The sequence below is a fragment of the Paenibacillus senegalimassiliensis genome (genome assembly GCF_001486585.1).
GTDB lineage: Bacteria > Bacillota > Bacilli > Paenibacillales > Paenibacillaceae > Fontibacillus > Fontibacillus senegalimassiliensis.
In genome coordinates this window covers 567170-585694 of record NZ_LN909044.1, presented here as the reverse complement: position 1 = coordinate 585694, position 18525 = coordinate 567170, and the positions used below count along the sequence as shown (strand labels likewise).

The 18525-nt window shown below is 51.6% G+C and carries 21 protein-coding genes; 15 read left to right on the top strand and 6 right to left on the bottom strand.

Annotated features, from left to right (window positions below; translation table 11 throughout):
• Nucleotides 1–11: 11 nt before the first annotated feature.
• The 6 genes from aguB (at nucleotide 12) to BN3279_RS08485 (ending at nucleotide 5494) form a co-directional block, all read left to right on the top strand.
• Nucleotides 12–896, top strand: coding sequence for an N-carbamoylputrescine amidase (aguB, locus tag BN3279_RS08510; RefSeq protein ID WP_059050189.1), 885 nt, complete (start codon nucleotides 12–14; stop codon nucleotides 894–896).
• Nucleotides 897–926: 30 nt separating this feature from the next.
• Nucleotides 927–1880 carry a DMT family transporter gene (locus BN3279_RS08505; protein WP_059050188.1) on the top strand — a complete coding sequence of 318 codons (954 nt, stop codon included), beginning with the start codon at nucleotides 927–929 and terminating at the stop codon, nucleotides 1878–1880.
• Nucleotides 1881–2125: 245 nt separating this feature from the next.
• Nucleotides 2126–2482 (top strand): PadR family transcriptional regulator, encoded by a 357-nt coding sequence (locus BN3279_RS08500; protein ID WP_059050187.1) that lies wholly within the window; start codon nucleotides 2126–2128, stop codon nucleotides 2480–2482.
• Nucleotides 2460–3521 (top strand): HAAS signaling domain-containing protein, encoded by a 1062-nt coding sequence (locus BN3279_RS08495; protein WP_059050186.1) that lies wholly within the window; start codon nucleotides 2460–2462, stop codon nucleotides 3519–3521. The genes BN3279_RS08500 and BN3279_RS08495 overlap by 23 nt, the downstream gene beginning before the upstream one ends.
• Nucleotides 3522–3605: 84 nt before the next feature.
• Nucleotides 3606–3845 carry a hypothetical protein gene (locus tag BN3279_RS08490; RefSeq protein WP_059050185.1) on the top strand — a complete coding sequence of 80 codons (240 nt, stop codon included), beginning with the start codon at nucleotides 3606–3608 and terminating at the stop codon, nucleotides 3843–3845.
• Nucleotides 3846–4030: 185 nt separating this feature from the next.
• The gene (locus BN3279_RS08485; protein WP_059050184.1) at nucleotides 4031–5494 is read left to right on the top strand and encodes a hypothetical protein; all 1464 of its coding nucleotides are present in this window, start codon (nucleotides 4031–4033) and stop codon (nucleotides 5492–5494) included.
• 338 nt (nucleotides 5495–5832) lie between these two features.
• Here the strand turns inward: BN3279_RS08485 and BN3279_RS08480 are convergent, their stop codons facing one another.
• Nucleotides 5833–6504 (bottom strand): hypothetical protein, encoded by a 672-nt coding sequence (locus tag BN3279_RS08480; protein WP_059050183.1) that lies wholly within the window; start codon nucleotides 6502–6504, stop codon nucleotides 5833–5835.
• 520 nt (nucleotides 6505–7024) lie between these two features.
• Here BN3279_RS08480 and BN3279_RS08475 point away from each other — a divergent pair.
• From BN3279_RS08475 to BN3279_RS08455, 5 genes are all read left to right on the top strand, one after another.
• Nucleotides 7025–7228, top strand: coding sequence for a hypothetical protein (locus BN3279_RS08475; RefSeq protein ID WP_059050501.1), 204 nt, complete (start codon nucleotides 7025–7027; stop codon nucleotides 7226–7228).
• 232 nt (nucleotides 7229–7460) lie between these two features.
• Complete coding sequence (locus BN3279_RS08470) at nucleotides 7461–8180, top strand: hypothetical protein (protein WP_059050500.1); 720 nt, start codon at nucleotides 7461–7463, stop codon at nucleotides 8178–8180.
• Nucleotides 8177–9385, top strand: coding sequence for a glutathionylspermidine synthase family protein (locus BN3279_RS08465; RefSeq protein ID WP_059050182.1), 1209 nt, complete (start codon nucleotides 8177–8179; stop codon nucleotides 9383–9385). The genes BN3279_RS08470 and BN3279_RS08465 overlap by 4 nt, the downstream gene beginning before the upstream one ends.
• Complete coding sequence (locus BN3279_RS08460; RefSeq protein WP_059050181.1) at nucleotides 9386–10027, top strand: hypothetical protein; 642 nt, start codon at nucleotides 9386–9388, stop codon at nucleotides 10025–10027.
• Nucleotides 10027–10416, top strand: a complete 390-nt coding sequence (locus tag BN3279_RS08455; protein WP_059050180.1) for a DUF350 domain-containing protein — start codon at nucleotides 10027–10029, stop codon at nucleotides 10414–10416. Before BN3279_RS08460 ends, BN3279_RS08455 begins: the two co-directional genes overlap by 1 nt.
• Nucleotides 10417–10487: 71 nt before the next feature.
• Here BN3279_RS08455 and BN3279_RS08450 read toward each other — a convergent pair whose 3' ends face one another.
• Nucleotides 10488–10919: a MarR family winged helix-turn-helix transcriptional regulator gene (locus BN3279_RS08450; protein ID WP_059050499.1), complete on the bottom strand. Its 432-nt coding sequence runs from the start codon at nucleotides 10917–10919 to the stop codon at nucleotides 10488–10490.
• A gap of 235 nt (nucleotides 10920–11154) precedes the next feature.
• Between BN3279_RS08450 and BN3279_RS08445 the strand changes: the two genes are divergently transcribed.
• Entirely contained in the window at nucleotides 11155–11649 is a 495-nt protein-coding gene (locus tag BN3279_RS08445; RefSeq protein WP_059050179.1) for a glutathione peroxidase, read from the top strand.
• 75 nt (nucleotides 11650–11724) lie between these two features.
• On the opposite strand, the gene phnE (BN3279_RS08440) is transcribed toward BN3279_RS08445, so the two are convergent.
• The 4 genes from phnE (BN3279_RS08440) to BN3279_RS08425 all read right to left on the bottom strand — a co-directional run bounded on the left by phnE (BN3279_RS08440) (nucleotide 11725) and on the right by BN3279_RS08425 (nucleotide 15542).
• Nucleotides 11725–12564: a phosphonate ABC transporter, permease protein PhnE gene (phnE, locus tag BN3279_RS08440; protein WP_059050178.1), complete on the bottom strand. Its 840-nt coding sequence runs from the start codon at nucleotides 12562–12564 to the stop codon at nucleotides 11725–11727.
• Nucleotides 12561–13382, bottom strand: coding sequence for a phosphonate ABC transporter, permease protein PhnE (phnE, locus tag BN3279_RS08435; protein ID WP_059050177.1), 822 nt, complete (start codon nucleotides 13380–13382; stop codon nucleotides 12561–12563). Before phnE (BN3279_RS08435) ends, phnE (BN3279_RS08440) begins: the two co-directional genes overlap by 4 nt.
• The gene (gene phnC, locus BN3279_RS08430; RefSeq protein WP_059050176.1) at nucleotides 13379–14182 is read right to left on the bottom strand and encodes a phosphonate ABC transporter ATP-binding protein; all 804 of its coding nucleotides are present in this window, start codon (nucleotides 14180–14182) and stop codon (nucleotides 13379–13381) included. Before phnC ends, phnE (BN3279_RS08435) begins: the two co-directional genes overlap by 4 nt.
• 355 nt (nucleotides 14183–14537) lie before the next feature.
• Nucleotides 14538–15542, bottom strand: a complete 1005-nt coding sequence (locus BN3279_RS08425; protein ID WP_059050175.1) for a phosphate/phosphite/phosphonate ABC transporter substrate-binding protein — start codon at nucleotides 15540–15542, stop codon at nucleotides 14538–14540.
• A gap of 263 nt (nucleotides 15543–15805) precedes the next feature.
• Here BN3279_RS08425 and BN3279_RS08420 point away from each other — a divergent pair, with 263 nt between their 5' ends.
• From BN3279_RS08420 to BN3279_RS08410, 3 genes are read left to right on the top strand one after another with little or no spacing between them, the layout of a single operon-like run.
• Nucleotides 15806–17458 (top strand): bifunctional metallophosphatase/5'-nucleotidase, encoded by a 1653-nt coding sequence (locus BN3279_RS08420; protein WP_082672985.1) that lies wholly within the window; start codon nucleotides 15806–15808, stop codon nucleotides 17456–17458.
• A gap of 40 nt (nucleotides 17459–17498) precedes the next feature.
• Nucleotides 17499–18134 carry a class I SAM-dependent methyltransferase gene (locus BN3279_RS08415; protein ID WP_059050174.1) on the top strand — a complete coding sequence of 212 codons (636 nt, stop codon included), beginning with the start codon at nucleotides 17499–17501 and terminating at the stop codon, nucleotides 18132–18134.
• On the top strand, nucleotides 18135–18413 hold the full coding sequence (locus BN3279_RS08410) for a hypothetical protein (RefSeq protein ID WP_059050173.1): 279 nt from the start codon (nucleotides 18135–18137) through the stop codon (nucleotides 18411–18413).
• Nucleotides 18414–18525 lie beyond the last annotated feature (112 nt).

Genomic DNA, 18525 nt, shown 5'->3' with positions numbered 1-18525 from the left:
GGAGGTCCATCATGAGCAAGAGACAGGTGAAAGTAGCAGCCACCCAAATGAGCTGTTCATCCAATAAAGAAGAGAATATCGCCAAGGCGGACAAGTTGGTCAGACAAGCGGCCCAGCAGGGAGCGCAAATTATTTTGCTGCAAGAGCTATTTGAGACCCCTTACTTCTGCCAGAAAGAAAAAGCGGATTACTACGCATACGCCACCGAACTTGAGGAGAATGCGGCAATTCGCCATTTTCAGCAAGTAGCGAAGGAGCTTCAGGTCGTGCTTCCGATCAGCTTCTATGAGAAGAAGAACAACGCTCGCTACAACTCGCTGGCCGTCATTGATGCGGATGGCAAGATTTTAGGGCGCTATCGCAAGAGTCATATTCCCGATGGTCCGGGTTATGAAGAGAAGTTTTATTTTAATCCGGGGGACACGGGCTTTAAAGTATGGAACACTCGTTATGCCAAGATTGGTGTGGGCATATGCTGGGATCAATGGTATCCGGAAGCGGCTCGCTGCATGGCCCTGATGGGCGCAGAAATTCTGTTCTACCCGACGGCCATTGGGTCGGAGCCGCAGGACGGGTCAATTGATTCCAAGGACCACTGGCAGATGTGCATGCGGGGCCATGCGGCCTCGAACCTCGTTCCGGTGATTGCTTCCAATCGTATCGGTGAGGAGACGGATGAGGATTCTGCGATTACCTTCTACGGGTCCTCCTTTATCGCCGGGCCACAGGGCAATATGATTGCTGAAGCGGGCCGTGCCGAAGAGACGGTGCTGGTCGCTGAATTCGATCTGGATCAACTGGAGACCCAGCGGATTGAGTGGGGTATTTTCCGCGACCGTCGTCCCGAGCTATACAAGGTTATTGCCTCATATGATGGTGAATTGCTGATCGATTAGATTCGTGCTGGAGAGAAAGAAGGGATAGGAGTGGCGCGATCACTGTACCTGGCTTTAGTGTTGTTAAGTTTGATTTGGGGTGGCTCTTTTTTCTTTATTAAAATACTGCTGCCAGACTTCGGCCCATGGACCATCGCTTTCCTGCGTTCAGTCTTTGGGCTGGCGACCATTACCGTGGTCATGGTCATATTGCGCAAGCCGTTTGGTTTACGGCAGATTCCCTGGGTGCTCATGGTAGTGATGGCTCTGATCAATACGGCGATCCCTTGGGCCTTGATTGGATTCAGCGAGACACGGCTGACAAGCAGCATGACGTCGGTGGTTAATGCGACCACACCTTTATGGACCCTGGTGGTGGGCGTTGCGATCTTTGGCGTGGCAGCGACTCGTACCCAGTGGCTGGGGATGGGCTTGGCCTTTCTGGGCTTGCCTATTCTGGCGGGAGTCAGTCCGACTTCACTGGCCTCGGTGGACCTGCTAGGGTTCGCCAGTATGCTGGGGGCGACCTTATGCTATGCCATAGGCACACATCTGTCCAAACGCTTATCGGGCGGACTAACGATGTATCAGATTACGTTTGGTACATTAATCAGCGCGATGCTGGGCAGCGGTCTGATGTTCCTCTTGTTTGAGAGAAATTCTCTGGCACCGCTGGCGTCACCAACTACACTGGGGGCGATCATTGGCTTAGGGGTGTTCGGCTCCGGGATTGCCTACATTTTGTTCTATTTCATGGTACAGAAGGGCAGTGCGCAATTCGCTACAATGGTGACCTATCTGGTGCCAGTGAGCGCTATTTTCTGGGGCTTTACGCTGTTAGATGAGCCCGTGAGCTGGCGTCTGCTGGTTGCTCTGGTCTTTATCCTCGGCGGGGTATATCTTGCGGGCCGTGGTGGAAGACAAGGCAGAAAGCAGATACCTGTAGCGGACACGCCAAGCGGCGAGAAGCTGGAGACGGGACCGACCTGTGTTACGAAGGGGTAGGGGTATTATTAGAAGTCATTAAATATGAACTATAGTTCAACATGTTTTATGAGGTCCTGTCTTTTGCAGGGGGCATTCCCCTGGTACAAGACAGGGCTTTTTGCTTTTCCTGCACAGATGATGATTTAAACTTATAGGTAAAAGGCTATTGCTGTAAAAAACACAATAGTGTATGATACATAGTATAAATATAGTGTATGATACACACTATGTGTAAAACAGTATGTGACAGACGAGGTGGAAGCATGAATTCATTACTTAATTCGTTCATCACGGAGCTGCGGCGGGGGACGCTCACGCTTGCCGTGCTTAGCCAATTAAGAGAACGGCAATACGGCTATTCTCTGGTGCAACGATTGGAGAATTCAGGAGTGGCTATTGATCAGAGCACATTGTATCCACTCTTGCGCCGTCTGGAGAAGCAGGAATTGGTGACCAGTAGTTGGGATACGTCGGAGAGCCGGCCGCGTAAGTATTATGTGCTAAGTCCATTTGGTCAGGAGATTTATGAACAGTTGAAGCTGGAGTGGGAGAGAACCTCCCGAGAGCTGCACGACCTATTGAAGGGGGAAGATGGCCATGAATCCATCAAATCTGATTGAGTTGTACATTCAGGAAGTGACCCGTAGGCTGCCCGAGCAGGGCCGGGAGGATATCGCGCTGGAATTGCGGTCCACAATTGAGGATATGCTGCCTGACGAGTATGAGGAAGCGGAGGTTAAGGAGGCCTTGACGAAGCTGGGTAATCCTGCGGTGCTAGCCGCACAGTACCGGGACCAGCCCCAATACCTGATTGGACCCCGTTATTACGAGACTTATATTCAACTCATCAAAATGGTACTGCCCATCGCTGCTGTTATTGGGGTTATCGCTGTATTTGCTGATCAATTATTCATTTACACGGGTTCCGTTGCCGAAATCGATTGGGTTGACTTTATGACAGGGCTGATTGGCGGGGTGATCAGTCAAGCTGTATCGGTCATGCTGCAAGCCGCCTTCTGGATTACGTTGGTCTTTGCCATTCTGGAGCGGTCTGGTGTTAAGGAGAGCACCGGAGAGGGGTGGAAAAGGAACCCTAAAGGGTGGACGCCCGAGGAGCTTTATCGCATCCGTAACATTCCTGTGGAGAAAAAAATCGCCAAAACCAAGGTCTTTTTTGACCTACTAGTGACGGCGATAGGGGGCTGTATTTTTTTTAACGCTGATCGGCTCATCGTTGTTTATGAATCTGGGCAAAACGGTCTGGAACGGCTAATGCCGGTATTTAATCAGGATGTACTTCTGTCCTATTGGCCGTGGGTCGTGTTGTGGCTTGCCCTCGATGTGACTTTGTCTATCTATAAATGGCTGGCGGGTCAGTGGACGTATCGGATGGCCGCACTCAATGCTGCCGTTTATGCCGTTACGTTGTGCGTCTTTGCATCTATGCTGCTCCGTGCCGACACCTTAATCTCGGCAGCCTTCCACGTCAAAATGGGCGAATGGTTTTGGTTTGGTTATTCCAGTTTGGCGGATGGTGGATTTACGCAGGCCAGTCTATTGTGGATTACCTTCTTCGCCATTACATTAGCTGTTTCGATCGATACCTGGCAGGGCTTCCGTAAAGCGGGGATACAACCCCGGCCTTCATCGTATAAATGAGAATAGTCGTAACCCTGCGACCTAAATTAACAGAACAAGAGTTGAAGACAGAGTGAAGTAAAACAATTGAAGGAGGTCAAAACATTGGTAGAGCATAATGACTTGGAGAAGCGTAAAGAGTCAGAAGAGCAAGAGTTCCAAGACCCGGCACAGCTTGAAGTGTTGAAGCAACGTCTAAATCAGGTTGAACAGGCATTGGAGCAATCGCAGAAGCTGAACAGGACTGTATCCAGAGTCGTGGTTCCGGTGATTATTGGTATTGCCGTTATCTTCGGTTTGTTGATACTGATAGGTATCCTTCAGTTTATAAGTGGCGGAAACTAGCACGGGAAGTTGCGCATGAACAGATACCGCACCGTTAAGGAACCGTCGGCGTAACCATCAGCAGAGGAATGAAATCGTCAGGATAACTCCTTTTAAGAAAAATTAGTCCCTTTTCCCTAGCCGAACCCTTGCTTGGGCCCCCGCATAGCATATAAGACAATTGCGGGGGAAAGGGGCGCGGCTCCATGACAGGAACTGAGTTATCGGCAATCCACATCGTATATCTGTCTTTTATCGTGTTCATCATGGCGCTACTGATCCGGCGGCGAGATACCACCATGATTTGTGTGGTGGGAATTTTCACATTAGGCCTGCTGGCTACGGAGACGCTTAGCGGTTCAATATCGGGCATATTTCAATCCTTTGTTTACGCAACGCGGGAACTGATGGGGACGATTATGATCATCTCCATTATTGTAGCGATGAGCCGAGTGCTAATTCGAACGGGCATCAATGAGACGATGGTGGCTCCCTTGACGCGTTTCTTGCGCACGCCAGCCATGGCCTATTGGGGAATCGGCCTGATTATGATGGTGACCTCCTTGTTTTTCTGGCCTTCTCCAGCGGTGGCGCTTGTGGGTGCGGTTCTTCTGCCGGTGGCTATTCGCGTGGGTCTACCGGCTTTGGGCGCGGCGATGGCGATGAACCTGTTCGGACACGGCATCGCTTTGTCCGGGGACTACATCATTCAGGGTGCACCGAAGCTGACGGCTGATGCGGCGGGTCTACCGGTCAGCAGCGTGATGTCGGCCAGCGTACCGTTAGTTATTGTCATGGGAGTGGTGAGCACCGTTACGGCTTACTGGATGATGCGCCGTGATCAGCGTAATGGTACATGGCGAGATGGTCTGGTGAAAGTAAAGGGGACTGACGGCGGACTGATGGATAGTCGTCCGACGAGTGAGGAACGGCGGAAGGTTGGCAAGGAGGAAGGCGACGCCGCAGACCGTACAGACGACGTGCTCCGTCCACAGGTCAGAAGGGGGCTCGCCATTCTGATTCCGTTGCTGTTCGCTGCGGATGTTGCCGCGATGTTTGTGTTAGGGCTTCAAGGCGGTGACGCCACGGCACTGGTGGGAGGAACAGCCGTGCTGATTCTGGTTGGCGTCACCTTGCTGGCTCACCGTGATCACGGTCTGGAGAAGGTGACCTCCTATCTGATTGAAGGCTTAACCTTTGGCTTCAAGGTGTTTGGCCCCGTCATTCCGATTGCGGCCTTTTTCTATCTGGGGGATGCCGCATTTACCGAGCTATTCGGGCAGGTCCTTCCGGCGACCTCCCATGGCATCGTGAACGACCTTGGCCTGGCCCTGGCCAGTGTCGTCCCGCTAAACGGCAGCGTGGGCGCCATCACGCTCGCCGTGACCGGAGCGATTACCGGCCTGGACGGCTCCGGCTTCTCGGGCATTTCGTTGGCCGGTTCCATCGCCCAACTGTTCGGCACCGCCATCGGTGGTGGCACAGCCACCTTGACGGCGCTGGGGCAGGTCGCCGCCATCTGGGTTGGCGGCGGCACCCTGATCCCGTGGGCGCTCATCCCGGCCGCCGCCATATGCGGCGTGAGCCCGTTCGAGCTGGCTCGCCGCAACCTGAAGCCCGTGCTCATCGGCCTAGCCGTGACCACTGTGGTTGCCATGTTCATGGTGTAGGGGAGATTGAAGGAAGAAGATGGAATGTAGAAGGTAATTTGGTTGTATCTCGGCTGCGGCTGTAGCTATAACTTTGTAGAGTAATCCACTTTATAGGGAAATCCTCCCGTTAATTTCACCAAAATAAGCAAAATCAGCGATTTATAGGGAAATCCTTCATCTAATTGCCCCGATTTCAGCCTCAATGGGTGATTCAGGCAATATTATATGGAGGATTTCCAGTTAATCACTATTTGCAGCACAAACATTAACAATTAGCGGGAGTTTTTCCTGCTAAGTTCGGCAAGTGCGCTAAGCTTGTTAAGTGTACTAAGTGTCTACTGCACCTTGCACCTATGTTACTCCAAAAAGTTTAGTGCTCCCCGCACCAACTCATAGCCGACAATTCGCTGGCCGTTGCCGTGGTAGACGGGCTTGATCCAGCCTTTGGCCTGTACTTTACGCAGCATGAGTACGGCTGTTTTATGATCTAGCTCAAAGTGCTGCTTCACATCGATCGGACGAATGGGACTGGCTTGACGCCCGGCTAGTCGAATAATTTCTTTCTCTGCGATCAGGCCACGGGAGATCGGAGCTTGGGCGGGAAGGTAGCGGCTCAACACCATGCGCAGCAAATTTATGCACAAGTCCGGGCGTTGCTCCACATCATCATAAGCCAAGGAAATCACCTGGTAGCCCATCGCATGCAGGAAGGTTTCCCGGTTGAGCTCACGGCAGTATTTTTGCCGATCCATATCCCTCACGTGAACCGAGTAGCCTTTAATCTCCAGAAGCAGCTTTATTTCTCCCGGTAGCCAGGCAAAGTCGGCAAAAAACGGTCTTCCCCGCCAATCGCTCACTTCATACTCAGGGTGTAAATCTGCAAAATCACCACGAAGTGGCCACCATACCTGCCTTAGAAACATAGCCTCTGCATGGGCATGGCCCCGCCCCAGCCGCGCACGGCGTTCACCATGTCTTGCCGCGAGATGTCTTTCCATAAAGACTGCATAGCTTTCTTCATAACTCATTCCAATTCACCTAACCTCTCTATCTCGGCAGCAAGCCGATTTCATTACTAGCTAGTCCCCTCGCAAGGAACCGCCGCCAACAAAAAAACGCCCCGCCTCCTCCCCCGGAACTGTAATTCAGGGCGCTACAACCGTGAGGTCTGCGCTGCCCATGAATACCAGTCCTTGAAGGAGCTGTGCGGGACGTGCTTCGTCTTGTCCTTAGTATAAAGCAGATGGGAAAACCACGTCCAGACATCTGCAACTCAACTTTCTGACATCATTCCTATTCATCTTCGTGCTATCCTTTTATGATGAAACTAAGCGATCTTCATTGCGTATCATTACTTAGCGTGTTTTTTTATAGTTCTCCCAAGGGCTGAGGGTGGCTTGGAGAATTCGTTCTAATGGCACAGATTTGTATACGGAAATCGGAGCTTTTTTCGCCAAATGCAGGCGTTGAATGAAGAGTAGCTATTGTTGAATCTCCATGTATATTTGTACAATATCAATAGAGAGGGTGGTTGGAGTGGCGCAGGAGATGAGTGTGAAATTGTATGAGAAGCTGCCGGATGGGGAACTGAAGGAGCTGGAAGAGCGAGTATGGAGCGGAAATATGATTGCCGCGCTGGAGCATGTCAATTATCTGGTGGTTGGCAAGCGCGAGTTTGAGACAGTGGAAGGTCGTTTGAACGTGGATGAGGGTAAGCTGGAACTGCTGCTCGTACCTATTGCACACGACTGAGTGGAGTACACGACTAAGTATAACTAAGCCTGAGCAAGTACCACTAGCACTAATAAGGTTTTTGACTATGTCAGATTGATCTTGAGTTAGGCCAAGGTAAGAATACACATGATAAGCACGGTAGGCATAAATAAGCAGCGATAAGCAGCACAAATAAAGCAAGGTTCTTAGCAAGTTCGTAAGGAGGGAACCGGTTTTGACTAATGATGACAGAGCAACATCCCCAGAGGAAATGAGTTCAACAGAACAACAGCGGGAGCATACTACGCAGGATTCGGCAGGCTCGAAGTTTTTGACATCCGAGGGCAAGCCACTGCGTGTATTGTCCACCTCGCTGGGCATTGCGTTATTGGCGAATGCCTTCTTGATCCCCGGCTCGGGAGCTACGGCTGCCAGCACTAGTGCTGGCGGCGAAGAGCCCCAGCTTGTGGCTTGGTCAACGGAGGAAGTGAAGCAGTATTTTGATAAAAATGTAGACTGGAGCCTCCCGCTTCCACTGGAGGAAGAGGAGGAAGGGGCATCGGGAAGCGCCGAAGGAACTTCCGGCTCTGGTAGCGATACGTCGGCCAATCGAGCCATTTACCACTCCGGTTTCGGCTGGGACGACATGCTCTTGTATCACTTGCTGTTCAACAGCGGAGCGAACTATTCGTCCAGCCGCTGGCATGACAATAATCGCGGATACTATGCAGGTACTTCAACGCCGTATAAGCCCAAGTCCTACTCTAGCGATACGTTCCAGAATAAACAAACCGCAGGTTCCGTCGTTCGGCCGAAAACATCCACGTCGTCGACCGGGTCCATTGTTCGGCGCTCGACCTCTTCGCAAGCGGGAGGGATTGGCGGTAAATCAAGCGGATTAGGTTCGTCTTCCGACTCTTCGGGTTCATCGAAAAGCTCTATTTCCGGCTCATCCTCAGGCCGTTCAAGCAAGGGGTTCTTTGGCGGATGATCGAGGACAAGGGTCATTCTGTATTTGAAGTCGTCGGCCAGCCCCATGCTAATCGGGAGGATCGGGTGCGGCAGCTTGCGGAATTAGGCTTCACCTGGGCTAATATTGAGGAAGAGCAGTATTGGATTGATCAGTTGGTGCTCATGCCGAAGGAGCTCTACATAGAGTTGGAGCAGGCCGCGGCAAGGCTATGGACCATTCTTGATAAAACGGTACGTTATGTCCATTTGCGGCATGATTTGTACGAGTTGATTGGCATTCCGCCCGTTCTGTGGACGATGCTTGATGAATTGCCTATGCCAGAGCCGGGGCTCATTAGCCGCTATGCACGGTTTGACTTTGCCATCTCAAGCGAAGGAGCCATCAAACTGCTGGAGCTGAACGCCGATACGCCAACCGGGTACGTCGAGTCCTCGATTGCGACGCCTTGGCTGATGGAGCAAGCAGGCTACCCTTCACCCAATGCCCGCATGAAGGAGCTTCTAGCCGAGGCTTGGGCAACGGAACAGCCTGATACGGTGGCTTGCATGGAATATGGGCGACACTTGGAGGATTCCGGGACGATTGAAGCCTTGGGGCGTCATAGCGGACTCACGCTTCATTATGAGGATTGCCTGGAGTTATGGGTTGATGAAGGTACGCTGAAGACCAAGGACAATCGTATCGTTGAGCGAATGTTCGCGTTATACCCGAAAGAATGGATGGCCGTAGACGATGCTGGGGAAGCACTCAGCTATGCCATTGAGACCGGAAGGTTGAAGATTTTTAACGGACCTCATAGTATTTTACTGCAATCCAAAGGTTTGCTGGCAGCGGCCTGGGGCCTTTACGAATTAGGGTTGCTATTTAATGAAGAAGAACGTGATACCATTGCCAAATACGTACTGCCTACCTACAACAAGCCAGTCTTCTCCGGCAGCTTCGTGTCCAAATCGATGTTTGGGCGTGAAGGAGGTTCGGTACGGATGTTCGATGCGGATGGGCAGCTTGAGCTGGAGGATCAGGAGGGCTTCGACAGCAGCGTGCTGTTCCCTTCGGTCTATCAAAAAAGAGCGGAGTTGGCGCGCATTCAGACGGCTGAGGGAGAGTTCCACCTATTAACTGGCTTGTTCATGCTAAACGGAACCCCCTGCGGTATGTTGGGCCGGGCCGGTGGGCTCATTACCGGTAATGCGAGTCATTTTATCCCGTTGGGAGTGAAATAAATGTACGTGCACAGACAGACCAAAATCCGGCGCAGTGCGGTTGCCGCCTTGCTTCTGCTGATCATGCTGGCGCTTAGCGCTTGCGGAGGGCAATCGAATCTGTTCTCATTTGATACGGGAAGTGAAGCAACATTAACAACCTCGCGTGTGCCGTGGGACTATAAAATTGTTGAAGCTACCGTGGGTGATTTGGTCGGAAGCGACATGACCATTCTTCCCGACAATGACTTGTTGCCTAATGATAATAACTATGCCACCGGGGATCGGATTTGGGTGCTTCAATTTATGGATGCCGAACTCACGACGGATGAGAATCAGAAGAATGAAGTTCGCCTGTCGTCCTGGACGACGCTCAAGACGTATTCGGATCAAGCGACGGCTGAACAAGATTTGGCTGAATTAAAGGTATCCATCACGACCGAGGTTGACTTGGTAGGGGTATACAAGACTGAGTATGAAGGTAAGACCCGGGCATTCGCAGTGCTGGAGTTGCCAACGGGCAACCGGATTAAGCAACCGATTGATGATGCGCGTTATACGGCATTGGAGAAAGAACAGAAGGCTTCAGTCGTGCTGGAGGAAGTGCATGATTTTGCCGATTATGATTTAGCATTTGCGAAATTTCGGGGGTGGGCGGAGTAATGATAGCCATCAATATCTTGATCAGTGTAGTCGCAATGATTTTGCTGCAGCTATTGGGAATGGTCGTATTTAATTGGATGACGCCATATCGTGATATGGAAGAGTTGAAGAAGGGCAATGTCGCTGTCGCCCTGGCGCTGGGCGGGAAATTTCTCGGTACGGCGATTATTTTAGGCGTGTCGGCCTTTACGAATACTTCGATTGTGCATATGGTGATCTGGTTTGCCGTGGGGTATGTCTGCCTGATTGCGTCCTATTGGATATTCGAATTGGTCACTCCAGGCTTCAACGTCTCCGATCAATTGAAGAAGGGCAACGTAGCCGTGGGCACGCTGCTGTGTATGGTGTTTATTGGCATGGCGTTTGCCGTCAGCAGTCTGATTATCTAACAAAAAAAGCAAGCCAGGAGGACATTTCACTTTACCTCCTGGCTTGCTTTTTTTATAACTTTAAGTGAAGGCTACTCGCGAGCAGGTTTGTCTCCAAGCTTGCTCAAGAAATCTTGAATTTGCCGCTGCATGGCCGTAACGTCTTCCAGGGTGACCTGAGTATCGGCGAACAATTGCAAAGGAACCGTACATGCCTTCTCTTGCAGCTTGGCTCCTGCGTCGGTTAACCGGATGATCACATTGCGTTCATCGGATTTGTCGCGGGTACGAGTGAGCAGTTCCATGCCCTCCAGCTTCTTGAGCAAGGGCGTTAACGTTCCCGAGTCCAGCGCTAACTTGGCCCCGAGTTCCTTGACGGTGACACCATCTTGTTCCCACAAGGATAGCAACGTAATATATTGCGTGTATGTCAAGCCTAGCTCCGTAAGAAGCGGCCGGTACTGCTTCATAATTTCCTTGGAGCAGGTATAGAAGGCAAAGCATAGCTGATTATCCAGTTTCATCACTCCGCCATCTATCAACTCTTGAGTCGTTAATTCATGCTTTGTCAGTTCATTCAGTTGCATTTTCCTCACCTGCCATTTAATTGTATGCAATCTATTTGTTGTGCAGTCATTATATCATCCCCAAAGACAGCAAGTAAAGGAGTCCCCGGTAGGTGATGATACGGGATTTGACATCGCTAATTAAATTGTATACAATTGAATTACGCTAAATTAATTTGTGGAGGTAATGAATATGTCTCTCTATGATATCGAAGTGAAAACAATCCAAGGCCAAGCGCAAACGTTAGAGCCTTACCGTGGACAGGTGTTGCTGATAGTGAATACGGCGACCAAATGTGGCTTTGCCCCTCAATTTAAGGGCTTGCAGAAGCTCCATGATACTTACAAGGACCAAGGCTTCTCCGTGCTGGGCTTTCCTTCGGCTCAGTTTGCCAATCAGGAATTGGGAACGGACGAAGAGGTTGCACAAGCTTGCGAGTTGAACTTTGGCGTGTCGTTCCCGCTGTTCTCCAAGATTGATGTGAACGGCAAGAATGCACATCCGCTCTTTCAACATTTAACCAAGGAAGCCCCTGGCTTGCTCGGGTCCAAGGCGATCAAATGGAATTTCACCAAATTCCTGGTCGATAGCCAAGGACAGGTTGTCAAGCGGTTCGCCCCAGCGGATGAACCGGCCAGCATTGAAGCGCATATCCGTGAATTGCTCGGTGCCGGAGCGAACGTATAGGATAGCTGCAGCCAACAAACAGCCTCGCCCTTCTGTATCGTAGTACAGGAGGCGAGGCCGTTATATTTCACAGAGCTATACCAGCTTCTTGCGAAAGGCTCCGGAGATGAGATCGAGGATTGTAATCATGACAATGATACCCAGTAAGATGATACCAACGCGGTCCCAGTCCCGGGAGTTTAAGGCAAAGATCAACGGGGTGCCGATTCCGCCGGCTCCAATCATTCCAAGAATCGTAGCGGAGCGGAGGTTGATCTCGAAGCGGTATAGGGTGTAGGAGAGGAAGCCAGGCAATACCTGTGGCAGCACCGCGAACCACATGATTTGCAGGCGGTTGGCGCCTGCGGCCAGTAGCGCCTCTGTAGGTCCTTGATCCATATTCTCGATCTCATCCGCGAACAGCTTGCCTAGCATGCCGACGGAGTGTAGCCCAAGAGCAAGTACACCGGCGAATGATCCCGGTCCCACGGCCTTGATGAACAGCAAAGCCATGACAATCTCCGGGAAGGTGCGGACGAAGCTCAGCACCATCTTGCCTGAGCCGGAGAACCAGCGGGTCCGGCTCATATTGGTTGCGGCCCAGAAGGCAAACGGAACACAGATCGCAGTTGAAATAAAAGTGCCCAGGATGGAGATGCTCAACGTTTCGAGCAACCCCCGCAGCAGGTCCTCCCCCTCTGGCAAATAAACGTAATTCCAATCCGGAGAGAACAGCCCGGTAAAGATTGCTCGGGTAATTTGCCCTGCCGTTTCCTTGATGCCATTCAAAGGGATACCTGCGAAGGCCCAAATATAGACCAGGGCCAGCAGCAGGTAGATTAACCAGCGGTAACGATTCTTTTTCGGCTTGGTTATTTTATGGCGCCAGTTCGTGGAAGGGGTGTTATTTGGCGTATGGGTCGTATTTGTCGTCATAGCAACTTCTCCCGCAATTTGGTACTTACATAGTCGATGAGCAGGACAACGGCGAGCGTGAACAAAATAATGACGCACGTCTTGTCGTACTCCAGGAAGCCAAGTGTGACTTCATAATAGTGGCCAATCCCTCCGGCACCTACGAGTCCAAGGACAGCGGCAGCACGGACATTAATTTCGAAGGCGTACAGCACGTAAGACATGAAGTGCGCCTGAATTTGTGGCACTACACCAAAGAAGATGCGCTGGATGGAAGATGCCCCAACAGAGGTCATAGCTTCCAAGGGGCCGCGGTCAATTGCTTCCAGCGACTCATAGGTTAGCTTGGCAATCAGCCCAAAGGAGAATACGGTTAGCGCCAGCATGCCGGGCAGCGTCCCCAGACCAAAGATGGCCACAAAGATAGCGGCAAGCAGCAGATCGGGAATTGTCCGCACCAGATTGAGCACGAAGCGGATGGGCTGATAAATCCAGGCGCTACGGCTAAGGTTGCTGGCACAGAGCAGGGCTACCGGCACGGCGAGGATGGCACCGAAGGTTGTTCCGACCAGTGCCATGCGAATCGTCTCCAGCATAGCTGGCACGATGTTGTCGAAGTAGCTCCATCTCGGCGGGAACATTTCTCGCAAGAGGTCAAGCATATTAGGAGCGCCTTGAATCAGCGTGCCCAGCGTAGCTTCGGTATTGATTGAGCTACCCCACAGCAGCAGCAGAATAATGGCCCCTGTTAAATAGTGCTTCAACTTGCTGGGCGCTTCCGGGCGCTGCGGGCTGCTGCCGGCCTGAACGCCATTCTGATGCGGCGGATGCATGCTCATCGGGCCCGGGCCTCCAGTTCCTGCGAGCTTGGCAAACGGCTTGCCAGTAATTCTTCATCATCGATGGGGCGGCCATAGATTTCCGCAAAGCGTTCATCGGTGGCCTCGGACACCGGGCCATCAAACACGACCTGCCCCGCACGCAAACCAATAATACGGGTGGCGTACTGTCTGGCCAGATCGACAAAGTGCAGATTAATAATGGTAGTAATGCCAAGCTCAACATTGATTCGCTTCAAGTCGTCCATGACTTGCTTGGTGGTCAGCGGGTCCAGCGAGGCTACCGGTTCATCGGCCAGAATGATTTTCGCTTCCTGGGCGAGCACCCTTGCAATGGCTACCCGCTGTTGCTGCCCGCCGGACAGTTCATCGGCCCGAGCATAGGCCTTCTCTACGATATTGACGCGATCCAGCGCCTGAAAGGCAAGCTCCACATCAGCAGCGGGGAAGCGGCCAAGCAAGGTGCGCAGCGTAGAGTGGTAACCGACGCGTCCAGCCATCACATTGCGCAAGACCGACGAACGCTTCACCAGGTTGAAGCTTTGGAAGATCATGCCCACGTCGCGGCGAATCATACGCAGCTCTTTGCCGGACGCCTGGGTAATCGATTTGCCACCGATGATGATATCCCCTGATGAAATGTCATGCAGTCGGTTCATGGAACGCAGCAAGGTGGACTTACCAGCACCGGATAGTCCAACAACGGCAACGAATTCACCTTGTTCTATATGTAGATTGATCCGGTCAAGCCCCTTGGTGCCGTTCGGATAGGTTTTTGAGACATCACGTAATTCAATCACAGAAAAACTCCTTTATTGAAAGGTAGTTCAAAAAGTTGTCTTCCCAGGACGGAGTTGCTCATGGAGTAAATTCGACATCGAATCTTGAATTCAGCCGAGCCTTCCGTTGCTCACGTAGATCTGTCTACGCTCCGCTACTCAGTCCCAGCTTCATCCAACCTTCTTGGTCCTGTAAACCCAACTTTTTGAACTTTCATTATTAGAAAATAATCTGACAAGAACGCACAGCCAGCCGCGAGCGCGGGGGCACTCCGACTGGCCGGCATCATGTATTCGCCGCTCTCTGATGGTCTTTGCGGCATAAGCTAAGGAATTAACGAGGATGAAATGATTGCGGGAGACAGGCCCCCTAGAACTACTCGGTTCTTACTTTTTCGTTAAACTCACGAACCGTATCGAATACGCTGTCGCTGGACTCTACATATCCTTCGTGAGTGTAGATATCGGAGATAATTTGATGACCTTCCTCATCCTTGCCGATATCAATGAAGGCATCCTTCAACTTTTGCACCCATTCGGCACTCATGTCGGAGCGTACGGAAATGGTGTCGTTCGGAATAGGTTCGGTATACGTCAGGACGCGAGTGTCTTCAAATACCGACGGATAGTCCGCCTTCACCGTGTTGCGTGCATCCTGGAAGATCGCGGCGGCATCAACATCACCGTTCAACACGGCAATGACCCCTTGGTCATGCCCCTTAACCGTAATGGCTTGGACATCGGACAGCGGGTCCAGTCCGGCAGCGAGTAGCGCGCCGGCGGGCCATACATAACCGGCAGAAGAAGTTACGTTTTGGTAGGCGATTTTTTTGCCCTTCATATCTTCAATAGATTGAATCTCGGAATCTTTCTTGACAATGATCATCGACTTGTAGAAATCCACCAGTTCATCCGTAGGAGCGCCGGTATCATCCTGAACGCCATATCGCTGAGCCTGCAAAATAACCTCGGCAGCGCCCTTCTCCTTGGCCAGCACGTAAGCGGTAGGAGGCAAGAAGCCAACGTCTACTTGCTTGGAGGCCATAGCTTCGATAATCGTGTTATAATCGGTCGATACGCTGACCTTTACAGGAACGCCCAGACGGTCGGTCAGCAACTTTTCCAGTGGCTTAGCCTTGGCTTCCAGCGTGTCGGCATTTTGCGAAGGAACGAACTGAACGGTCAGGGTTTCTGGAACATAGCCAGGATCGGCTGGCTGTTCTGCTGCTCCCGTGTTTGTATTGGCTGCTGCGGAGTTTGTTTGTCCGCTTCCGGTGGATGCATTCCCACCACTGTTGGCCGGAGCATTATTACCACAAGCCCCCAGCACAAAGGAAAAAGTCAGAAACAAGGGTAAAATTAACTTCGTAATTTTCTTCAATTCGGATGACCTCCACTTTTTTGGTTATAGAGGTAGTTCAAAAATCGGCTTTTCCAACCTTCTCGGTCCTGCAAACCCGATTGTTTGAACGCGCTCTTATATGTAGATTATGTGAATACTATAAAAGACTTTTGTTATCACTCCGTCAGAAATAACACAGGCTTTTGTTAAATTTGAAATTATAGTCATTTTTACATAAATATGAACTAGTCTTGATAGAATGGGATAGTACATATATCCCAGATATAAAGGTGGGCTAGGCTATGACAGGAAATAAAACGATGAATCATTCTAGCGATGCAATAACCAATGAAGCGGGTTCGGAAGAGTTAAACTATCAAATTCTAGTAACCAGTGATATTCACGGCTCCATCTACCCGACCGACTATCGGACTTCAGACGAGCAGCAACGGGGGCTGGCCAAGCTAGCAACCCTTATTCGCCGCGAGCGCTTGCGCCATCCCGGAGGATTACTGTTGGACAACGGGGATTCGCTTCAGGGAACGCCGTTATGCTCCTACTTCGTCAAGTACCGGAAGGAAGAGATGCATCCGGCCATTGAAGTGATGAATAGGCTTGGCTACGATGCGGCCGTGCCAGGCAATCACGAGTTTAACTATGGTCCGGAGGTGCTCCGTCAGGCGGTGGAGCAGTCCACGTTCCCGTGGTTATCGGCGGGCATTGTTGAAGCGGGCAGCGGGGAGCCGGCTTTTGGCAAGCCTTATATCATGAAGACGACAGGTGAAGGCATTCGAGTTGCCATCTTGGGCGTGACTACCCATTACATTCCGAACTGGGAGAATCCTCGGCATATCGCCGACTGGGCCTTTCGGGATGCGCTGGAGACCGTGAAGGTCTGGGTCCCCCGCATTCGCGAAGAGGAACAGCCGGATCTGCTAATTGTCAGCTATCATGGCGGGTTCGAATGTGATCTGGATACCGGGGAGCCTAGCGAACGCTTGACCGGGGAGAACCAGGGGTCAGCTATTTGCCGAGAGGTGCCAGGAATCGATGTCCTGATCACCGGTCACCAGCATCGATTAATTGCAGGTGAGGTGGATGGGGTGACGGTCGTGCAGCCAGGCTGTAATGGACAAGCTCTGGGTAAGCTTGTGGTCCAATTCCAGCGACGTCAAGACAAATGGATTATCACGGGCAAGACAGCGGAGCTTCTCATTCCAGGTGTCGATGTTCCCGCTGATGAGCAAGTGCTTGAATGGATTGCTCCGATGGAGACAGGGACGCAGATCTGGTTGGACCAGTCTATCGGCCGTATAGATGGGGACATGAGCATTTCCAGTCCTGTTCTATGCCGTTTGGCAGATCATCCGTTCATGGAATTTGTGAACCGGGTACAGATGGAGGCGGCCGGAGTAGATATATCCAATGCTGCGCTGCTGAGCGAGCAATCGGGCGGCTTCCAGGGCAGTGTCACCATGCGAGATGTGTTGACGAATTTTATGTACCCGAACACACTAACGGTCCTTCGTTTAACGGGAAGGGATATCCGGGCAGCGTTAGAACAAACGGCTAACTATTTCGTAGTTGGCGAATCGGGGCAGGTAGCGGTCAATCCGCAGTATATGGAGCCGAAGCCTCAGCATTACAACTATGATATGTGGGAGGGCATCGAATACGAGCTTGCGGTGGATCGCCCTGCCGGTGAGCGGGTGGTCAAGCTGAACTACCATGGTATCCCGCTGGCGGATGAGGCAGAAGTGGATGTCGTCATGAACAACTACCGGGCAGGCGGCGGAGGGGACTATGAAATGTACCGGGGTAAGCCAATCATTCGGGAGATTCAGCAGGATATGGCGGAATTAGTAGCCGATTATGTCGTCCGAACTGGAACGATTGCGGCCAGATGCGATCAAAATTGGCAGGTCACGGTGCAAGGCGTGGGCGTGATCTGGTAAGATAGGCACAGCAGGATCAGAAAGAGGGAGCGCGCTGTAAATGAATCTGAGTGGATCGATCAGCCCGGTAGTGTCGGCCGTTATTTTGGGAGTTGCCTTGCTGGCGGCTCTATCCATTGTGTACCGGAGCTGGCGTAACGGCATTTCACCCATGCCTAGCCCAGTGGTGGTACGGCGTGCAGCCGTGAGGGAACTCCGCAAGTTGCTGCGGACGCCTGTTTCAAATGAAGCAGACGGATGCTCGAAGGAGCTTGATGCTCCTCCGGGGTATGGAACGATTGTCGAAGCAGGAGCGGGCTGGGGTTCATTGGCGGTAGACCTTGCTCGTTCCTTCCCGCAGCGGCAGATTATCGGCATTGAGAACTCCATCCTGCCTTGGCTCTTTTCCCGGCTGGCGGTCCGTTTGAGCGCTGTTCGAAATATACGGCTGCTTCGTGGAGATATTTATGAATACAGCTATGAGGAAGCAGCAGCGGTGTTTTGTTATTTGTACCCCGGCGCGATGAAGCGGCTGGACCCGATTCTAAGATCAAGACTGGCGGCTGGAGCATGGGTGGTAAGCATTTGCTTTGCACTACCGGGCTGGCGGGCCGCACATGAGATCACCTGCAGTGACCTATACCGTACGAAAATATATTTCTATCGGATAGAACCTGACGAGAGAGGAGGAATTTAGATGAGCGATACCATTAATGAGCAAGAATTGGTTCAATATATTGCCGACCGCGTCAAGACCAGTGTGGACAACATCCGGCTTGTGTTGAAATATGAGACGGACTTTATCGACCAGGCGCACAAGAAGGCCAAGGGCGACGTGGACATCGATGGGGATGAGCTGGTGGACTATGTGCTTAGTCGCCGTGACGTCAAGCTGGATGAGCTGACGGTTGAGACCATTCTTGATTTGGAGATGGATTATCTGACGGAGAAGGGCCTTGCAGGCTACGCAGATTGATATTGAAGAAAAAAAGACCTATGGTTAAATAAAGTCGGCCCGGGGCCCTAAATATTGGGGGCGCTGGGCTTTCTTTTGCTACAAATCTGCAAGGCTTGGCTTTATGATGGGA

Bases quoted from the DNA above. Each gene is read 5' to 3' on its own strand.
- aguB (WP_059050189.1), top strand. From the start codon at position 12: ATGAGCAAGAGACAGGTGAAAGTAGCAGCCACCCAAATGAGCTGTTCA.
- BN3279_RS08500 (WP_059050187.1), top strand. From the start codon at position 2,126: ATGAATTCATTACTTAATTCGTTCATCACGGAGCTGCGGCGGGGGACG.
- BN3279_RS08495 (WP_059050186.1), top strand. From the start codon at position 2,460: ATGAATCCATCAAATCTGATTGAGTTGTACATTCAGGAAGTGACCCGT.
- BN3279_RS08485 (WP_059050184.1), top strand. From the start codon at position 4,031: ATGACAGGAACTGAGTTATCGGCAATCCACATCGTATATCTGTCTTTT.
- BN3279_RS08480 (WP_059050183.1), bottom strand. From the start codon at position 6,504: ATGAGTTATGAAGAAAGCTATGCAGTCTTTATGGAAAGACATCTCGCG.
- BN3279_RS08475 (WP_059050501.1), top strand. From the start codon at position 7,025: ATGAGTGTGAAATTGTATGAGAAGCTGCCGGATGGGGAACTGAAGGAG.
- BN3279_RS08470 (WP_059050500.1), top strand. From the start codon at position 7,461: ATGAGTTCAACAGAACAACAGCGGGAGCATACTACGCAGGATTCGGCA.
- BN3279_RS08465 (WP_059050182.1), top strand. From the start codon at position 8,177: ATGATCGAGGACAAGGGTCATTCTGTATTTGAAGTCGTCGGCCAGCCC.
- BN3279_RS08460 (WP_059050181.1), top strand. From the start codon at position 9,386: ATGTACGTGCACAGACAGACCAAAATCCGGCGCAGTGCGGTTGCCGCC.
- BN3279_RS08455 (WP_059050180.1), top strand. From the start codon at position 10,027: ATGATAGCCATCAATATCTTGATCAGTGTAGTCGCAATGATTTTGCTG.
- BN3279_RS08450 (WP_059050499.1), bottom strand. From the start codon at position 10,919: ATGAAACTGGATAATCAGCTATGCTTTGCCTTCTATACCTGCTCCAAG.
- BN3279_RS08445 (WP_059050179.1), top strand. From the start codon at position 11,155: ATGTCTCTCTATGATATCGAAGTGAAAACAATCCAAGGCCAAGCGCAA.
- phnE (WP_059050178.1), bottom strand. From the start codon at position 12,564: ATGACGACAAATACGACCCATACGCCAAATAACACCCCTTCCACGAAC.
- phnE (WP_059050177.1), bottom strand. From the start codon at position 13,382: ATGAGCATGCATCCGCCGCATCAGAATGGCGTTCAGGCCGGCAGCAGC.
- BN3279_RS08420 (WP_082672985.1), top strand. From the start codon at position 15,806: ATGACAGGAAATAAAACGATGAATCATTCTAGCGATGCAATAACCAAT.
- BN3279_RS08415 (WP_059050174.1), top strand. From the start codon at position 17,499: ATGAATCTGAGTGGATCGATCAGCCCGGTAGTGTCGGCCGTTATTTTG.
- BN3279_RS08410 (WP_059050173.1), top strand. From the start codon at position 18,135: ATGAGCGATACCATTAATGAGCAAGAATTGGTTCAATATATTGCCGAC.